18 protein-coding genes and 1 other RNA gene are annotated in these 17,617 nt (G+C 60.6%); 5 read left to right on the top strand and 14 right to left on the bottom strand.

The genetic code is table 11. From position 1 onward, the window contains the following. Positions 1–4: 4 nt before the first annotated feature. From mraY to rsmI, 9 genes are all read right to left on the bottom strand, one after another. Complete coding sequence (gene mraY / locus AC07RO_RS01260; protein ID WP_037014691.1) at positions 5–1,087, bottom strand: phospho-N-acetylmuramoyl-pentapeptide-transferase; 1,083 nt, start codon at positions 1,085–1,087, stop codon at positions 5–7. Beyond that, positions 1,087–2,457 (bottom strand): UDP-N-acetylmuramoyl-tripeptide--D-alanyl-D-alanine ligase, encoded by a 1,371-nt coding sequence (locus AC07RO_RS01255; protein ID WP_495085080.1) that lies wholly within the window; start codon positions 2,455–2,457, stop codon positions 1,087–1,089. The genes mraY and AC07RO_RS01255 overlap by 1 nt, the downstream gene beginning before the upstream one ends. Beyond that, the gene (locus tag AC07RO_RS01250; protein WP_495085079.1) at positions 2,450–3,913 is read right to left on the bottom strand and encodes a UDP-N-acetylmuramoyl-L-alanyl-D-glutamate--2,6-diaminopimelate ligase; all 1,464 of its coding nucleotides are present in this window, start codon (positions 3,911–3,913) and stop codon (positions 2,450–2,452) included. Before AC07RO_RS01250 ends, AC07RO_RS01255 begins: the two co-directional genes overlap by 8 nt. Then, positions 3,913–5,658, bottom strand: a complete 1,746-nt coding sequence (locus AC07RO_RS01245) for a peptidoglycan D,D-transpeptidase FtsI family protein (protein ID WP_407073217.1) — start codon at positions 5,656–5,658, stop codon at positions 3,913–3,915. Before AC07RO_RS01245 ends, AC07RO_RS01250 begins: the two co-directional genes overlap by 1 nt. Next, the gene (gene ftsL, locus AC07RO_RS01240; protein ID WP_192171762.1) at positions 5,658–5,951 is read right to left on the bottom strand and encodes a cell division protein FtsL; all 294 of its coding nucleotides are present in this window, start codon (positions 5,949–5,951) and stop codon (positions 5,658–5,660) included. The genes AC07RO_RS01245 and ftsL overlap by 1 nt, the downstream gene beginning before the upstream one ends. Next, a complete protein-coding gene (gene rsmH, locus AC07RO_RS01235) occupies positions 5,948–6,895 on the bottom strand; it encodes a 16S rRNA (cytosine(1402)-N(4))-methyltransferase RsmH (protein WP_423574142.1) in 948 nt (315 codons plus the stop codon). Before rsmH ends, ftsL begins: the two co-directional genes overlap by 4 nt. After that, on the bottom strand, positions 6,892–7,347 hold the full coding sequence (mraZ, locus tag AC07RO_RS01230) for a division/cell wall cluster transcriptional repressor MraZ (RefSeq protein ID WP_192171890.1): 456 nt from the start codon (positions 7,345–7,347) through the stop codon (positions 6,892–6,894). Before mraZ ends, rsmH begins: the two co-directional genes overlap by 4 nt. A 307-nt stretch (positions 7,348–7,654) precedes the next feature. Further along, positions 7,655–8,012, bottom strand: an RNA gene (rnpB, locus tag AC07RO_RS01225) — RNase P RNA component class A. An 86-nt stretch (positions 8,013–8,098) separates the two neighbouring features. Further along, positions 8,099–9,004: a 16S rRNA (cytidine(1402)-2'-O)-methyltransferase gene (rsmI, locus tag AC07RO_RS01220; protein WP_423574143.1), complete on the bottom strand. Its 906-nt coding sequence runs from the start codon at positions 9,002–9,004 to the stop codon at positions 8,099–8,101. A gap of 222 nt (positions 9,005–9,226) precedes the next feature. Between rsmI and AC07RO_RS01215 the strand changes: the two genes are divergently transcribed. The 5 genes from AC07RO_RS01215 to AC07RO_RS01195 all read left to right on the top strand — a co-directional run bounded on the left by AC07RO_RS01215 (position 9,227) and on the right by AC07RO_RS01195 (position 13,492). Next, on the top strand, positions 9,227–11,041 hold the full coding sequence (locus AC07RO_RS01215; RefSeq protein WP_495085078.1) for a penicillin-binding protein activator: 1,815 nt from the start codon (positions 9,227–9,229) through the stop codon (positions 11,039–11,041). Further along, positions 11,038–11,412 carry a YraN family protein gene (locus AC07RO_RS01210; protein WP_265388465.1) on the top strand — a complete coding sequence of 125 codons (375 nt, stop codon included), beginning with the start codon at positions 11,038–11,040 and terminating at the stop codon, positions 11,410–11,412. The genes AC07RO_RS01215 and AC07RO_RS01210 overlap by 4 nt, the downstream gene beginning before the upstream one ends. A 194-nt stretch (positions 11,413–11,606) precedes the next feature. Further along, the gene (locus AC07RO_RS01205) at positions 11,607–12,200 is read left to right on the top strand and encodes a phosphoheptose isomerase (RefSeq protein WP_065992135.1); all 594 of its coding nucleotides are present in this window, start codon (positions 11,607–11,609) and stop codon (positions 12,198–12,200) included. Then, the gene (locus AC07RO_RS01200) at positions 12,197–12,775 is read left to right on the top strand and encodes a BON domain-containing protein (RefSeq protein WP_192171767.1); all 579 of its coding nucleotides are present in this window, start codon (positions 12,197–12,199) and stop codon (positions 12,773–12,775) included. Before AC07RO_RS01205 ends, AC07RO_RS01200 begins: the two co-directional genes overlap by 4 nt. Before the next feature lie 516 nt (positions 12,776–13,291). After that, positions 13,292–13,492: a hypothetical protein gene (locus AC07RO_RS01195; RefSeq protein WP_410934851.1), complete on the top strand. Its 201-nt coding sequence runs from the start codon at positions 13,292–13,294 to the stop codon at positions 13,490–13,492. 238 nt (positions 13,493–13,730) lie between these two features. Here the strand turns inward: AC07RO_RS01195 and AC07RO_RS01190 are convergent, their stop codons facing one another. The 5 genes from AC07RO_RS01190 to petA all read right to left on the bottom strand — a co-directional run bounded on the left by AC07RO_RS01190 (position 13,731) and on the right by petA (position 17,578). Next, positions 13,731–14,144 carry a ClpXP protease specificity-enhancing factor gene (locus tag AC07RO_RS01190; RefSeq protein WP_192171768.1) on the bottom strand — a complete coding sequence of 138 codons (414 nt, stop codon included), beginning with the start codon at positions 14,142–14,144 and terminating at the stop codon, positions 13,731–13,733. A gap of 18 nt (positions 14,145–14,162) precedes the next feature. Next, complete coding sequence (locus tag AC07RO_RS01185; protein WP_495085077.1) at positions 14,163–14,780, bottom strand: glutathione S-transferase N-terminal domain-containing protein; 618 nt, start codon at positions 14,778–14,780, stop codon at positions 14,163–14,165. Positions 14,781–15,006: 226 nt separating this feature from the next. After that, entirely contained in the window at positions 15,007–15,774 is a 768-nt protein-coding gene (locus AC07RO_RS01180) for a cytochrome c1 (protein ID WP_495085076.1), read from the bottom strand. Continuing rightward, on the bottom strand, positions 15,774–16,985 hold the full coding sequence (locus AC07RO_RS01175; protein ID WP_346627040.1) for a cytochrome b: 1,212 nt from the start codon (positions 16,983–16,985) through the stop codon (positions 15,774–15,776). The genes AC07RO_RS01180 and AC07RO_RS01175 overlap by 1 nt, the downstream gene beginning before the upstream one ends. After that, complete coding sequence (petA, locus tag AC07RO_RS01170) at positions 16,985–17,578, bottom strand: ubiquinol-cytochrome c reductase iron-sulfur subunit (protein WP_192171891.1); 594 nt, start codon at positions 17,576–17,578, stop codon at positions 16,985–16,987. Before petA ends, AC07RO_RS01175 begins: the two co-directional genes overlap by 1 nt. Between the last annotated feature and the right edge of the window lie 39 nt (positions 17,579–17,617).

Genomic DNA, 17,617 nt, shown 5'->3' with positions numbered 1-17,617 from the left:
CGTTCTACCTCAGTTTCAACGTGGCAAGGCCGACCAACACCAGAATCACGGTGATGATCCAGAAACGGACGATCACGCGCGGCTCGGGCCAGCCCTTGAGTTCGAAGTGGTGATGGATGGGCGCCATGCGGAAAACGCGGCGGCCGGTCAATTTAAAGGATGCGACCTGAATGACGACTGACAGGGTCTCCATTACGAAGACGCCGCCCATGATGAACAGAACGATTTCCTGACGGACGATGACCGCGATGGTGCCCAAAGCCGCGCCCAGGGCCAGCGCCCCGACGTCGCCCATGAACACTTGAGCCGGGTAGGTGTTGAACCAGAGGAAACCCAGCCCCGCACCGATCAGCGCGCCACAAAACACGATCAATTCACCCGCGCCAGGCACGTAAGGGATCAACAGATATTCCGCGAACTTCACGTTACCCGACAGGTAGCAGAAGATCCCCAGTGCGCCGCCGACCATCACGGTCGGCATGATCGCCAGGCCGTCCAGGCCATCCGTGAGGTTCACGGCGTTGCTGGAGCCGACGATCACGAAGTAGGTCAGCACGACGAAGCCAATGCCCAGCGGGATGCTGAAGTCTTTGAGCATCGGGATCAGCAGCGTGGTTTCCACGGGCGATTGCGCAGTCATATAAAGGAAGATCGCCGCGCCCAGGCCGAACACCGATTGCCAGAAGTATTTCCAGCGGCTCGGCAGCCCGCGCGAGTTCTTCTCGATCACCTTGCGGTAGTCGTCGACCCAGCCGATGGCGCCGAACAGCAGCGTGACGATCAGCACGACCCACACATAACGGTTGCTCAGATCAGCCCACAACAACGTGGCGATGCCGATTGCAGACAGAATCAGCGCGCCACCCATGGTCGGCGTGCCGGATTTGGACAGGTGCGATTGGGGTCCGTCGTTACGCACGGATTGACCGATCTGCTTGCTCTGCAGGGCGCGGATCATCCACGGGCCCAGGCACAGGGAAAGTGACAGCGCAGTGAGCACGCCAAGGATCCCGCGCAGGGTCAGGTACTGAAAGACCGCGAAGCCTTTGTAGAACTGTTGCAGATACTCGGCCAGCAGCAGCAGCATTAATGTTTCTCCAGGCGTGTTCCGCATAAGGCCGCTACGACGTTTTCCATCGCAGCGCTGCGTGAACCTTTAATCAAAATGGTGGTGTTTTTATCGTGCTCGGCGCCAAGCGCTTCGATCAGCTCGGCCTGAGTTTCAAAATGGCGGGCATCCTGCCCGAAAGCCTTGACCGCATGGGCCATCAACGGACCGACGGCATACAGCGCGTCGACTTTGCCGACCGCGTATTCGCCGACATCGCGATGGCCCTGCTCCGCCCAGGCGCCCAGCTCGCCGATGTCGCCCAGCACCAGAACCCTGCGGCCCGGAAAACCGGTGAGGATGTCGGTCGCGGCAGCCACGGAAGTGGGGTTGGCGTTGTAGGTGTCATCAATGACGCGCATGCCGTTCGGCGCCAGTTGCGCGACGGTGCGGCCCTTGACCGGCTGTACGTCGTCAAGCCCGGTGACGATGCCCGCGAGCGAAACGCCCAGCGCATGGGCAGCAGCCGCCGCGGCCAATGCATTGGCAACGTTGTGCGTGCCCAGCAGATTCAACTGCACCGGCGCGGAGCCGTTAGGGGTGTTCAACGTGAATGCCGGGCAACCGCGCGCATCAATGCCCAGGTCGCTGGCGTAAAAGTCAGCACGGCTGTTGTTGAGCGCGAAGCTCAACACGTTGCGCGAGCCGGCGCGGGCCACCCAGATATCGAACGCCTTGTCGTCGAGGTTCAATACCGCAACACCGCGAGCGTCCAGGCCTTCGATGATCTCGCCCTTGGCTTCGACGATCTTGTCCGGGCCGCCGAACTCGCCCACATGGGCAGTCCCGGCGTTGGTCAGGACACAGACATGGGGCTTGGTCAGGCTTACCGTGAAAGCGATTTCGCCCACCCGGGACGCACCCAGTTCGATGACGGCGGCGTCGAATTCCGGCGCGAGCTCCAGCAGCGTCAACGGTACGCCCAATTCGTTGTTCAGGTTGCCGCGGGTCGCCAGCACGGGACCACGGGTGCGCAGGATGCTCGCCAGCATTTCCTTCACGGTGGTCTTGCCGCTGGAACCGGTGATCGCAGCGACCGGCTTGTCTATGAAGGCATTGCGGTTCATCGCGCCGAGTTGCGCGAGGGCTTTGCGGGTGTCGGTGACGATCAACTGCGGCAGCGAACTGCCCGGGACCTCGCGTTCAACCAACGCGCCGACTGCGCCTTTGGCAGCAACTTGATCGAGATAGTCGTGACCGTCGAAGCGCGGGCCGGTCAGCGCCACGAACAATTGGCCGGGCGTGATTGCGCGGCTGTCGATGCTGACACCGGAAAAACTGCAGTCATGGCCGACACGACGTGCGTCGAGCGGCACCAGCAGTTCGCTGAACGAGAGCGGCTTAAGCATGTGCAGCCTCCCAGGCGTCGAGCGCGTTGGTGGCTTCTTCCAGATCGGAAAACGGCTGACGCTGCCCGTTGATTTCCTGGTAATCCTCATGGCCCTTGCCGGCCAGCACGATCACATCGGCAGCGGACGCCTGGGCGATGATCTGCGCGATCGCCTGACCGCGACCGGCAACGAAATCGACTGCGTTTGCCGAGACGAAGCCAGCACGGATGTCATCGAAAATACGGGCCGGGTCTTCGCTGCGCGGGTTGTCATCGGTGACCAACACTTTGTCGGCCAGACGCTCGACCACTTCGGCCATCAGCGGACGCTTGCCGCGATCGCGATCGCCGCCGCAGCCGAACAGGCAGGTCAGCTGGCCTTTCGCATGTGGGCGCAACGCCGCGAGCACTTTTTCCAAGGCGTCAGGGGTGTGGGCGTAATCGACCACCACCAGCGGACGCGAGCCACCGCCCAGCCGCTGCATCCGGCCCGCAGGGCCTTCCAGCGTCGGCAGCACTTTCAAAATGTCGTCCAGCGGGTAATCGAGCCCCATCAACGCGCCGACCGCAGCCAGCACGTTGCTCAGGTTGAAACGGCCCAGCAGGCTACTGCGCAACGCATGGCTGCCCTGGGGCGTTACCAGGGTCGCGCGCACGCCGTCGTCATCGAACTGCGCATCACGGCAGAACAGGTAAGCGCTGCGGTCTTCCAGGCTGTAGGTAATCAGCCGTGAAGGGTGCGGCGCAGCGGCGAGCTGGCGACCAAACCCGTCGTCAAGATTGACCACACGGCAGCGCAGGTCATTCCAGGCAAACAGCTTGGCCTTGGCGGCCGCATAAGCCTCCATGGTGCCGTGGTAATCGAGATGGTCACGGGACAGGTTGGTCATCACTGCCACGTCGAAAGCCAACGCAGTAACCCGGCCCTGATCCAGCCCGTGGGACGAAACTTCCATGGCAACCGCTTTGGCCCCGGCCCTTTTCAGGTCGTACAGGGTCGATTGCACGGAGATCGGATCCGGCGTGGTGTGGATGCCGCTTTTCAGCTCGCTATAGAAGCCAGTGCCCAGCGTGCCAATGATGCCGCAGTGCTGGCCGAGCTTGTCTAACGCCTGTGCGACCAATTGAGTCACGCTGGTTTTGCCGTTGGTGCCAGTCACACCGATCAGGTTCAGGTTGCGGCTCGGGTCGCCATAAAAGCGCCCGGCAATGTCGGACAACTGCGCTGCCAGACCCTTGACCGGAATCATCGGGATATCGGTGATCGGCAGCACCTTGGCGCCTCCGACCTCGTAAGCAATGGCCGCCGCGCCGTGGGCGATGGCGTCGGTGATGTGCTCACGGCCGTCAACCTTGAGGCCCGGAATCGCCAGAAACAGATCGCCCGGACGCACTTTGCGGCTGTCCAGGGTCAGTTCGCGAATCAGCAGATCGCGGTTGCACTGCGCAAACAGCTTGCTCAAATTCAAAGACATCAGCCACGTCCTCCCTTGACTGGGGCGGCGGCGGGCACAGCGTTGGCTTGTTGCTCAGGCGGGATCGGCGCTAGGTTGTCCGGGCGCACGTTCATCAAGCGCAGCGTGCCCGACATCACTTTGCTGAAGACTGGAGCGGAAACCAGACCACCGAAGTAACCGCCTTTGCTTGGCTCATCAATGACCACAACGACCGCGTAACGCGGGTTGCTCATCGGGCCGAAACCGGCGAACAGCGAACGGTAAGAGTTTTCCGCGTAGCCCTTGGTGCCCACGGATGTCTTACGCGCGGTACCGGACTTGCCCGCCACGTGATACGACGGAACGCGCGCACGGTAAACGCCACGCGGGTCTTCGATCACTTGCTGCAACATGCCCTGCACCGTCTTGGCCGTTGCTTCGGGAATGGCCTGAACCGACTCGGCTGGATTATCAGTTTTGAGAATGGTCAGCGGCACGATCTTGCCGTTGTTGGCCAGCGCCGCGTATGCGTGGACCAACTGCAGCGCCGTCACCGACAGGCCGTAGCCGTACGACAGCGTTGCGGTTTCAGCCTTGCGCCACTCACGGTAGTTCGGCAGGTTGCCGACGCGCTCGCCCGGGAAGCCGAGGCCGGTGTATTGGCCCAGGCCCACACGCTGCATGGCGTGGAAAATCGCTTCGCCACCCACGTCGAACGCGACTTTACTCATGCCGACGTTACTGGAATTGATCAGAATGCCGGTCAGGTCGAGGATCGGGCCTTCGGTTTTGGTCACGTCACGGATGGTGTATTTGCCGATCTGCAACGTGCCCGGGTACACCTCGACCTTGTCGCTCGGCTTCCAGCGGCCGCTTTCCAGTGCGGCGGTCATGGAGATCGGCTTCATGGTCGAACCCGGCTCGAACACATCGATGATCGCGCGGTTACGCATCGCCGCCGGCACCATGGTGCGACGGTTGTTCGGGTTGTACGTCGGCTGATTGACCATCGCCAGTACTTCGCCGGTTTTCACGTCCATGATCACCAGGCTGCCGGCCTTGGCGTCGTTTTCCTGAATGGCGTTGCGCAGCTCGCGGGTCGCCAGGTATTGCAGGCGCAGATCAATAGACAAAGCCAAGGTCTTACCGGCCTTGGCGTTTTTCTTCACTTGCAGGTCTTTGATCATCCTGCCGCGCCGGTCCTTGATGACCTGCCGCTTGCCGGGGACGCCGGCGAGCCAGTCTTCGTAGGCCAGTTCTACGCCTTCACGGCCGTGATCGTCGAGGTCGGTAAAGCCGACCATGTGCGCGGTGACATCGCCCGCAGGGTAGAAACGGCGGAATTCTTCCTTGCCGTAAACGCCCGGGACTTTCAGATCAAGCACCGACTGACCCTGCTCCGGGGTCAGGCCACGGACCAGATAGATGAATTCTTTGCTTGCCTGTTCGTTGAGGCGATCCGTCAATGCCTTGGGATCCTGCCCCAAGGCTTGCGCAAGCTGGACCCATTTGGTCTTGTCGGCCTGCATTTCGGACGGGTTTGCCCAGATGGTGGTGACCGGCGTACTGACGGCCAGCGGCTCACCGTTGCGGTCGGTGATCAGACCACGGTGGGCAGGAATCGAAACGGTGCGCAGGCTGCGCGCATCGCCCTGCTCAATGAGGAAACGGTGATCGATGACCTGGAGGTCGACGATGCGGTAGCAGATCGCGATGACCATGACCGACAGCAGGCCGACCACGACGCGAAACCGCCACGGGTAGAGCGCCCCTTCGAGTTTCATCATGGCGACACCATCCGGATGTCGGCGGCGTTCGGGATGCGCATTTTCAGCTGATCAGTGGCCAGGGCTTCGATACGGCTGTGGGCAGTCCAGGTGCTTTGCTCAAGAATCAGGCGACCCCACTCGGCCTGCGCTTTGTCGCGCACGCTGAGTTCACCGTAAAGGGAGTTGAGCAGCTGACGGTTCCAGTGCGCGCTGTACGCCACACCGATCGCCGACACCAGCACGGCGATAAACAGCATCAGCATGAAGAAGCTGCCGCCCGGCAGGGGCTTGAAGAAACCGCGGTTCATCGGAGTTTCTCCGCGACGCGCATGACGGCGCTGCGCGAACGCGGATTGGCGCGGGTTTCATCATCGGACGCGAACTGCGCCTTGCCGATCAGTTTGATACGCGGCTCGAAGGCCTGATGACGGATCGGCAGGTTGCGCGGCAGGTTGTCGGCTTCGCCCTTGACCAGCTTGCGCATGAACAATTTGACGATGCGATCTTCCAGCGAGTGGAAGCTGATGACCACCAGGCGGCCGCCCACTTCCAAGGCGTCCAGCGCAGCGTCAAGGCCGGCTTCCAGATCACCCAATTCGTTGTTGACGTGAATGCGCAGACCCTGGAACGCGCGGGTCGCCGGGTTCTTGCCCTTTTCCCACGCCGGGTTGGCGACTTTCAGCACTTCGGCCAGATCGCCGGTGCGCTCGAACGGCTGAGTCTCGCGGCGGGCCACGACAGCACCGGCCATGCGGCGGGAGAAACGCTCTTCGCCGTATTCCTTGAAAACGCGGGCGATCTCTTCGGCGGGCGCAGTGTTGACGAACTCGGCTGCGCTGATGCCGCGGGACGGGTCCATGCGCATGTCGAGGGGGCCATCGTTCATGAAGCTGAAGCCGCGCTCGGGGTCGTCCAGTTGTGGCGACGACACACCGAGATCCAGCAGAATGCCGCTGACCTTGCCCGCCAACCCGCGTTCTTGAGCTTCGGCGCCCAATTCAGCAAAGCTGCGCTGCACAATGACAAAGCGGCCGTCTTCGGCCGCCAGCGTTTGCCCGGTGGCAATCGCTTGGGGATCTTTATCGAATCCGAGAAGCCGACCCTCCGGCCCCAGGTTCTGCAATATAAGGCGGCTGTGTCCGCCACGACCGAACGTGCCATCCAGATAGCAGCCATCGGCGCGCACCGCGAGAGCCTCGACGGCTTCTTCGAGCAGTACGGTGATGTGGGTAAAGCCGCTATTCGTAGTCACAGGATCAAATCACGCAGTTCATCGGGCATCGCACCCGGTTTTTGAATGGCCGCAAGGTCCGCATCAGCAAGTGCGTTCCAGGCGTCCTCATCCCACAGTTGAAACTTGTTGAGCTGGCCTACCAGCATCACTCGCTTATCGAGCTTGGCGTATTCACGCAAACGTGGCGGCACCAGGAAACGCCCGCTGCCGTCCAACTCCAGATCAACCGCATTACCGATCAACAGCCGCTGCAGGCGACGGTTTTCTTCACGGAACGTGGCGAGCTCGCGCAGCTTGGCCTCAATCAACTCCCACTCGGGAAGCGGATAGATGCACAAGCACGGGTCGACGGTATCAATGGTGACAATCATCTGGCCGGCGCTACGCGAATCCAACTCGTCACGGTACCGGCTCGGCATAGCGAGACGGCCCTTTGCGTCGAGATTGATTGCGTTTGCACCACGGAACACAGGCGCGATCTCCAAATATTATCTTTTTGCGGTCAAAAAACCCACTTCACGCCACTTTCCGCCACTTGCGCACACTATAGGAATGCGCCCACCACACCGTCAAGGCGACTTCACGAGGAAAACCCTTACAGGACGGATATTTAGGAGCACTTACGCAGGAGATGTAGCGGATTTCAGACCCGTCCTACGGATATTTCCGTGGATGAACAAACAGATGAGGTCTGAAGTTAAAGTGATTTGTGAGGTTTAAGATTTTTTTGGTATTACGGAAGGGGATAAATCGTACAAACGAGGGGAAGAAAAGGAGGTGGAGAGTCGATCTGTAAGCCGGGTTCTGTCGAGGACAGTCATTCCTCTACGATGGCCATCACTGGACATCTTTAGCAACCTACCCGGTTCCAGCGCGGGCCACGCCTTGGAACCCTATTTGGTCTTGCTCCGAGTGGGGTTTACCTAGCCACGAACTGTTGCCAGACGTGCGGTGCGCTCTTACCGCACCTTTTCACCCTTACCGGCACCGAAGTGCTTAGGCGGTTATTTTCTGTGGCACTTTCCGTAGGCTCACGCCCCCCAGGCGTTACCTGGCACTCCGCCCTATGGAGCCCGGACTTTCCTCCCCCCTCCATTGCAGAACAATGAAAGGCAGCGACTGTCCAATCGACTCTCCGCCGCCAAGGTTAATGGGAGGGCGGCTCAAGAACAAGCTTTAATCGGCTCTCGCGCCATTTGCAGAGCTGCCCGCGACATCCCGTCACACGCCTTTCTGTTTATCCAGCGCCACCTGATAGAGCAGGTTCTTACGCACCCCGGTGATCTCTGCTGCCAGTGCGGCGGCACGCTTGAGGGGCATTTCCTCCAGCAGCAGATCCAGCACCCGCCGCGCTTCGGCGCCAATCACATCTTCGCCTTCAGGCTCGCTCCAGCCCGCCACAAGCACCACGCACTCGCCGCGCTGCTGATTACTGTCGCCCTCAACAAAGGCACGAAGCTCGGACAGCGGCAGCCCCTTGAGGGTTTCGAACGTTTTGGTCAATTCGCGGCCCAGCACGGCGGGACGGTCCGGACCGAAGACTGCTTCCATGTCCTGAAGGCATTCGAGAATGCGATGGGGCGCTTCATAGAAGATAAGCGTGCGCGGCTCTTCCTTGACGAGTTCGAGCCGCGCCTTTCGGCCCACCGACTTGGCCGGCAAGAAGCCTTCGAAGATGAAGCGGTCCGAGGGCAACCCCGCCGCAGAGAGCGCCGCGATCAAGGCGCAGGCGCCAGGGACCGGGATCACTTGAATACCGGCTGCCCGGGCCTGACGCACCAGATGGTAACCGGGGTCGGAAATCAGCGGCGTGCCGGCATCGGAAATCAACGCAACGTTATCGCCGGCCAGCAGGCGCGTGATGAAGCGGCTCCCCTCCTCGCGCTCATTGTGCTCATGACAGGCCGCCAATGGCGTCGGAATGCCGAAGTGCTGCATCAGCCGTAACGAGTGGCGGGTATCTTCTGCGGCAATCAGCGAAACATCGCGCAGCACCTTCAAGGCGCGGGCGCTGATGTCATCCAGGTTGCCGATCGGCGTGGCCACCACATAAAGCGCGCCTGTAGTGGAATTCGAAGCACCCGGAGCAGTCAAAGCGCACACCTCATGTTGTGTAAAAGCCTGCATTGTACAGGCCGCGGCCGACAAAACAGGACGTCGCACCCCGTGAGTCCAGAAAAGCAGCTCGAACACCCGCAACATGGCAGCGACTCCGCGACAGTCCAACTCACGTCAACTGACGCGCCCGGAGACGATCAATATCGCCGCTTTAACGCCTTCAACGTCGCGCCCCGGCCAGTGCTTGGGTACACTTCCACGCTAATTTGCTCGAGTATCAGGAACATACACATGATCGCTTGCCTGCGGCTGTTCTCTGCCCTCTGCCTCGCTGCCCTTCTGGCTGCCTGTGCCGGTTCGCCCTCCTCCAGCCTTGGCGAATTGCCTCGCTCCCCCGATGCCAGCATCGAACAACTGCTCGAACAGGCCGCTGCGGCAAAATCGCCTGATCAGGCAGCGTTGCTGAAACTGACGGCGGCCGACCTGGCAGCGCGCCAGAACAACCCGAGCCGCGCTGCGAGCATTCTCGAGCAGGTCCAGATGGATCAGCTCAAGACCGACGAGCAAATCTACGCCAACACCTTGTCTGCCGAACTGGCATTGGGTCGCAGCCAGCCGAAAGCTGCGCTGACCGCCCTCAACCACCCGAGCATGCAGCATCTGGGCGAGATGCCGGTTGACCTGCAGACCCGCACCCATACCGTTCGCGCCCGGGCTTTCGAAGCAGATGGTCAGACCCTCGCTGCTGCGAGCGAGCGTGTGTTCATGGGCCCGTTGCTGCAAGGCGACGCCCTGAATGCCAACAACGACGCCATCTGGACGCTGGTTGCTGCGCTGCCACCCGAGCAGCTGCAAAGCTCGGCCAACGATGACATGGGCGGCTGGCTGAGCCTGGCCCGCGCGGTCAAAGGCGCCGGCACGCTGGAACAGCAACAGGCGGCCATCGACAACTGGAAGGCGCAGAATCCGCAACACCCGGCTGCGCGCCAGCTGCCGACTGCCCTCGCGCAGCTGCGCGACCTGAAGAGCCAGCCGTTGACCAAGATTGCGCTGCTGCTGCCGCAAGACGGTCCGCTCGCCTCGGTCTCCCGCGCCCTGCGTGACGGCTTCATGGCCGCGAACTACCAAGCGCAGCAGGCCGGCGAGAAGCCACCTGCGATCGAAGTATTCGACAGCTCCCGCGTGACCTCGATGGACGCCTTTTATGCGCAAGCCAAGGCTGCAGGCGTGCAACTGGTAGTGGGTCCGCTGGAGAAGCCACTGGTTAAACAGCTGAGCGCTCGCCCTCAACTGCCGATCACCACGCTGGCGCTGAACTACAGCGATTCCGGCACCCAGGGCCCTGCCGAGCTGTTCCAGTTCGGTCTGGCAGCGGAAGACGAAGCCCGCGAAGTGGCCCGCCGTGCCTGGGCCGATGGCAAGCGCAGTGCGGTTGCCATGGTGCCGAAGGGCGAATGGGGTGATCGCGTACTGGAGGCCTTCCGTCAAAGCTGGCAGGCCAAAGGCGGCACTTTGCTGGGTGCTGAACGCATCGATCAGCCGGTCGCACTCGCTCAACAGGTTGCCGATCTGTTCCAGTTGCGCAACAGCGAAGGTCGCGCCCAGCGCGTGCAAGGCGCCACTGGCACGCAGATGGCTGCTCAGCCTTCCCGTCGCCAGGACGTGGACTTCATGTTCCTCGCTGCAACGCCTCAACAGGCTCAGCAGATCAAGCCGACCATGGTCTTCCAGTACGCTGGCGATGTTCCGGTCTATGCCACTTCGCACCTGTTCACCAACAGCGGCGACCCGGCGATGTACAACGACCTGAACGGCGTGCGCTTCTGCGAAACCCCGTGGCTGCTGAACGCCAACGACCCACTGCGCCAGCAAGTGACAGCGCAATGGCCACAAGCCTCCGGCAGCCTTGGCCGTCTCTACGCCATGGGCATCGACGCGTATCGTCTGGCGCCACGACTGACGCAGTTGAAAACGCTGCCTGAAAGCCGCATCGACGGCCTGTCCGGCAGCCTGGCGATCGGCCAGGGCCAACGCATCGAGCGTCAACTGCCTTGGGCAGAGTTTGTGGACGGCAAGGTCCAGCGCCTGCCGGACACCGCGCCTTGACCTCAGGCACGACCCGTCAAACCGCAGGGCGCGAGGCCGAAGCCTACGCCCTGCGTCACCTGCAACAGCATGGGTTGCAGCTGATTACCCGCAACTGGTCATGCAAACGCGGCGAGCTTGATCTGGTCATGCTCGACGGCGATACAGTAGTATTCGTCGAAGTTCGGTATCGTCGCCACGCCGGCTGGGGTGGTGCGCTGGAAAGCGTCGATTTTCGCAAGCAGGAAAAGCTCACGCTGGCGGCTCAGTCCTTTCTGCAAAGCGAGGTGCGCTGGGCCGATTCGCCGTGTCGCTTCGACGTCGTCGCGATCAATGGCGACCCCGGCACATCACCCGCGCTTAACTGGCTGACCAACGCTTTCGATTGCTGAAAACGCGATGATTCCGTGGGATTGCAGCGTAAGATCGGCCGCCTTCCCGGCTAAAGCCGGTCCTACTGCACCAACCCAACGAACCACACTGGCTCTTTTGCTCTTTGCTTTGCGGGCTGCACAGTTTTGTGCCGGGACGCCGATGACTTATCGGACGCCGCCCCGACCAGCCGCCCCTATTAAGGTTTTCATAGATGGACATGCAATCCCGAATTCGCCAGCTTTTTCAGGCCAGCATCGACACCAAGCAACAGGCGATGGATGTTGTTGCACCCCACATCGAGCAAGCCAGCCAAGTGATGGTCAACGCCCTGCTCAACGAGGGCAAGATGCTCGCCTGCGGTAATGGCGGTTCGGCTGGCGATGCCCAGCACTTTTCCTCGGAGCTGCTCAACCGTTTCGAACGCGAGCGACCGAGCCTGCCCGCCATAGCGCTGACCACCGACACATCCACCATCACCTCCATCGCCAACGACTACAGCTACAACGAAATCTTTTCCAAACAGATTCGTGCGCTGGGTCAGCCGGGCGATGTGCTGCTGGCGATTTCCACCAGCGGCAATTCGGCGAACATTATTCAGGCCATCCAGGCCGCACATGATCGTGAAATGATTGTCGTAGCCTTGACTGGTCGCGATGGCGGCGACGTTGCGTCGTTGCTGTTGCCGGAGGATGTTGAAATCCGCGTCCCGGCGAAAGTCACCGCACGTATTCAGGAAGTCCACCTGCTGGCGATCCACTGCCTTTGCGACTTGATCGACAGCCAACTGTTCGGGAGTGAAGAATGATATCCAAACGTCTTAGCCTGCTGGCCCTGACGCTCTGCCTGGGCATCAGCGGATGCAGCTCGGTGATCAACGCTAGCCGTGAAGCGCCGATCGATGACGATCGCGGTACACGCACCTTCGGCAGCAAGATCGACGACTCGCTGATCGAGACCAAGGTCGCGGTCAACATCGCCAAGGCCAGCCCTGATCTGGACAACGCGTCGCACATCGTCGTGACCAGCTTCAACGGCATCGTCCTGCTGGCCGGCCAGACCCCGCGCGCCGACCTCAAGCAACTGGCCGAGCAAACCGCCAGCCAGGTGCAGAAGGTCAAGAAGGTCAACAACGAGCTGCAGGTCACCGGCCCGTCCTCGATGCTGGCGCGCAGCAATGACGCCTGGCTGACGAGCAAGATCAAAACCGAGATGCTCACCGACAGCGCCATCCCGGGCTCGCGCATCAAGGTCGTGACTGAAAACGGCATCGTCTACCTGCTGGGCCTGCTGACCCAGGCCGAAGCCACCCGCGCCACCAACCTGGTGCAAGGCGTCGGCGGCGTGCAGAAGATCGTGAAGCTGTTTGAGTACATTGACTGACGGTGTGGCAGATTTGCCGAAGGTTTTTAAGCCCTCCACGTGAGGGCTTTTTATTGCAGCGCTTTTGGTCCAGTGCCAGCAGCATTTAACGAGAAGTGGGTCTACATCGATGGTAGCCCTGGCAGACTGGCCGGAGCCGCTTCAGCCTCCAGACGCGTTCGCTACTCACCCGGATGGCAAGCAAATAGAACCGGCGCAGACGCGAGCTGGCAAATCTCCAGAAACAAAAACCCCGACTCGAGGCCGGGGTGGGTGTTTCGTGGTCTTTGCAAAAAGTCTTAAGCTTTCGCCCATTGGAGCTCATTGCCAACCTAATACGAATGATATGGGTGGTTGACCTGCAAATCACCCCTCATTCATACAGGCCCCTCGCGGAAAGCAAGTGCCCCACACTGTGCAGTACAGACCCATGCTGTTACATCTGGGCAATCCAGATACTACGTTGACAGCACCTCATCAGCGCCGGCCATATTGCATGGCTCGCGCCGTAACCACTTAAAGGACTAAGAACTGGCCATGAATGAACAGCAAAAGAAATTTTTCCGCGAGGCCTGGTTGAGTAGCACAGTGGTTTTTGCACTCATTGCCGCCATATTTATTTTCGATGACGGCGTTCTGGACGCGCCCAAGGGTGTCGTCTATTGCGTTGTGGTGGTGATAGTCAGCATCTGCCTGCGAGCTTTTAGCAAGCAGGAGGCGCTTAAACGAGATTTGTAAGTGCAAGCTGAAATTCCCGGTGCACGTACGCGTACACGGAATATGCCTTGCTTAGATCAGCCAGCCATCAACCCACTGATGCTGCATTAATAGGCGGACACCATCGCTTTTAATTCCGGTTTTCTGAAGGTGTGGTCGCTGGCCGCTTACGAACCTAGTATGAATGGGCAGCCGCCAATCGGCACACACAAAAAAGGCGATCCCTCGGGATCGCCTTTTTCGTTGTTGCAGCAGCGACTTACTTGACCACTTTCAGACTCGGCCGGCCCGTAGGGCGTGGTGGCTCGTCGTTCGGTGGCGGCATGTCGTCTTCGACGTCCAGATCTTCGTCTTCATCCACAGCAGGCTCCAGGTCGAAGACCATGCCCTGCCCGTTCTCGCGGGCATAAATGCCCATGATCGCGGCAATGGGCACGTACAGGCTGTGGGGAACGCCGCCGAAGCGGCCTTCGAAACTCACCGCGTCGTTGTCCATGTGCAAATGGCGAACGGCGCTCGGCGAGATGTTCAGAACGATCTGCCCGTCATTGGCGAAGCCTTGCGGGACTTGCACCGCCGGGTAATCGGCATTGACGAGTACGTGCGGTGTGCAATCGTTATCGACGATCCACTCATACAGCGCGCGGATCAGATAAGGGCGACTGGAGTTCATCAAACGGCTCCTAAGGCCTTAGCGCATGTCGCGTTCGACACCAGACAGACTTGCCTGAAATGCCTCACGCGCAAATTGGCGCTCCATGTAGTCAAGCAGCGGCTTGGCGGGCCGCGGCAATTCGATACCCAGAATCGGCAGGCGCCAGAGTATGGGCAATAGACAGCAGTCGACCAGACTTTGCTCGTCGCTCAGGAAAAAAGGCTTATCCGCGAACAACGGCGATACGCCGGTCAGACTTTCGCGCAGCTCCTTGCGCGCCTGAACACGTGCGGCTTCTTTGCTGCGCGGGTCCAGAATCAGATTCACCAGACCGCACCAGTCGCGCTGAATCCTGTGGATCAGCAAGCGGCTGTTGGCACGCGCCACCGGATAGACCGGGAGCAGCGGCGGATGGGGATAACGCTCGTCCAGGTATTCCATTACCACCGTCGACTCGTACAACGCCAGGTCACGATCAACCAGGGTCGGCACGCTGCCGTACGGATTCACCTCGATCAATTTGGGCGGATGACGGCCCTCGACAACTTCAATGATCTCGGCGCTGACACCTTTCTCGGCGAGCACAATGCGCACGCGATGGGAATAGTGGTCGGCGGGGTCGGAGTAACAGGCCAACCGATTGGTCACGCCCATGGCGGTCCTCCTCGCTTGTAGATATTCAAAAAGCAGAAATACGGATGCGCCGCGAGGGCGCTTTCGGCGACGTCCACGATGATCGGGTGTTCAACGCGGGCGACAAGATAGCTCATTTACTCAAGGTAGATTCTGCAATCTTCAGCCCGCCACTATACCCGCTCTGCCTCCATTACCTGAAACAGCGCAGCAGCAGGTGGCCGAGACACGCGAATCAGACGCCTGCTCAACGGATGTCTTTCCAGAATTCCCGCTTGAGCAGCCAGGCCAGGATGAACAACACGGCCAGGTAAAGCAGCACGTAGGTGCCGATGCGCTGATGCTGCAGCTTGTCCGGGTTGGCCGAATAGGCGAGGAAGGTGACGAGGTTCTTCACCTTCTCGTCGAACTGCGCGTTGGTCAGCGTGCCGGTGTTGGGCACGATGATCAGTTGATCGCAGGCTTCGTGATTCAGGGGCGTGTCGGTGTGTTTTTCCCCGTCTTCGACGCGCTGAACCTCTTTGCAACCGAGCCTCTGACGCCCCTGAAGCCCTTCCAGCACGTTGGGCATGGCCACGTTGGGGAAAACGGTGTTGTTCACGCCCCAGGGCCGCGTCGGGTCCTCGTAGAACGAACGCAGATAGCCATAGAGCCAGTCAGTTCCGCGAACGCGGGCGACAAGGGTCAGATCGGGCGGTGCTGCGCCAAACCAGGTTTTCGCATCCGCCGGCTGCATGCCGATGGTCATGTGATCGCCGATCTTCGCTCCGGCAGGCGCCAGCTTTTCCAGCATCCGCTCGTGGGAAATGCCCAAATCGTCCGCGACGCGCTCATAGCGCTGGAATTTGGCGCTGTGGCAACCCATGCAGTAATCAACGAACGTCCGTGCGCCATCCTGCAGGGCGGACTTGTCGGACACATCGATATCAACGCTCTCAAGGCCCGCGCCATGCTTATCCGCGAACGACAGCGCCGGCAACAGGGCCATGAGCAAAACAACGAGCAGCTTTTTCATCAGCTCGTCACCCTATCCGGCACCGGCTTCGTCCGCTCCATGCGCGTGTAGAACGGCATCAGGATGAAGTTGGCGAAATACGTGAAGGTGCAGACTTGTGACAGCAATGCGCGCCCGGGACTCGGCGGAAGAACGCCCAGCACCCCGAGCGTCACGAAGCACACGCAAAACACCGTTAGCCCCGCGCGGCTCAGCCAACCCTTGTACCGCATCGATTTGACCGGGCTGCGGTCAAGCCACGGCAGCACGAACAGCACCGCGATGGCCGCACCCATGGCCATGACGCCGAGAAGCTTGTCCGGGATGGCGCGCAAGATCGCGTAGAAGGGCGTGAAGTACCAGACCGGCGCAATGTGCTCCGGGGTCTTGAGTGGGTTCGCTGGCTCGAAGTTGGGCTGCTCGAGAAAGTAACCCCCCATCTCCGGGAAGAAAAATACCACCGAGCAAAAGATAAACAGAAACACCACGACGCCGAGCAGATCCTTGACCGTGTAGTACGGGTGGAAGGGAATGCCGTCCAGCGGGTTGCCGTTCTCGTCCTTGTACTTGTTGATGTCGACGCCGTCGGGGTTATTCGAGCCCACTTCATGCAGCGCCAGAATATGCAACACCACAAGCCCGAGGATCACGATTGGCAGCGCCACGACATGCAGCGCGAAGAAGCGGTTGAGGGTGATCCCGGAGACCAGATAATCGCCGCGGATCCACTGTGCGAGGTCGTTGCCGATCAACGGAATGGCGCCGAACAGGGAAATGATCACCTGCGCCCCCCAGTACGACATCTGCCCCCACGGCAGGAGGTAGCCTGTGAACGCCTCGGCCATCAGCGCCAGATAAATCAGCATGCCGAAGATCCAGACCAACTCCCGCGGCTTCTGATAAGAGCCGTACAGCAGGCCGCGAAACATGTGCAGGTAGATGACGATGAAGAACGCTGACGCGCCGGTCGAATGCAACAGCCGCAGGATCGAGCCGTATTCGACGTCGCGCATGATGGACTCGACCGAGGCAAAGGCGCCCTCTGCCGTGGGCGTGTAATTCATCGTCAGCCAGATGCCCGTGAGGATCTGGTTGACCAACACCAGCAAAGCCAGCGCGCCGAATATATAGAAAAAATTCAGGTTTCTGGGCACGTAGTACTTGCTGAGGTGGTTTTCCCACATTGAGGTCACGGGCAAGCGCGCATTGATCCAGTCCATGAGCCTGCTCATCACGCTTCCTCCTGATCCACGCCAATGACGATGATTGAGTCCGACTCGTAGGAATGCGGAGGCACTGGCAAATTCAGCGGTGCAGGCTGCGCCTTGTACACGCGTCCGGCCAAATCGTAACGGGAGCCGTGGCAGGGACAGAAATATCCGCCGACCCAGTCCTTGCCCAAGTCAGCGGGGGCGACTTCGGGGCGAAACGTCGGTGAGCAGCCGAGATGGGTACAGATGCCGACCAACAGCAGGATTTCCGGCCGGATGGAACGCACCACCGGATCGACGTAGCCAGGCTGGGTGGAGGCCTTTGACTCGGGGTCGGAGAGCTTGCCGGTAAGCTGGCCCAGACGGGAAAGGATCTCGGGCGTACGACGGACAACGAACACCGGCTGCCCGCGCCATTCGGCGATCATCTGCTGGCCGGGCTCGATCTTGCTGATGTTGACTTTGACAGGCGCTCCCGCAGCCCTGGCCTTGGCGCTCGGGAACCATGAGCCCACGAACGGCACGGCGGCGCCGACCGCCCCTGCTGCGCCCACCACAGACGTGGCCGTCACAAGGAAGCGACGCCGGCCCGTGTTTACGCCGTCATTGCCCATGGCGCCCTCTCCCGTCAGCATCCGAGATCTCCTTGACCA

This window comes from Pseudomonas sp. GW821-FHT07F05 (assembly GCF_059418765.1).
The sequence above is the reverse complement of the archived record's forward strand: the minus strand, read 5'-3'. Positions and strand labels throughout refer to the sequence as shown.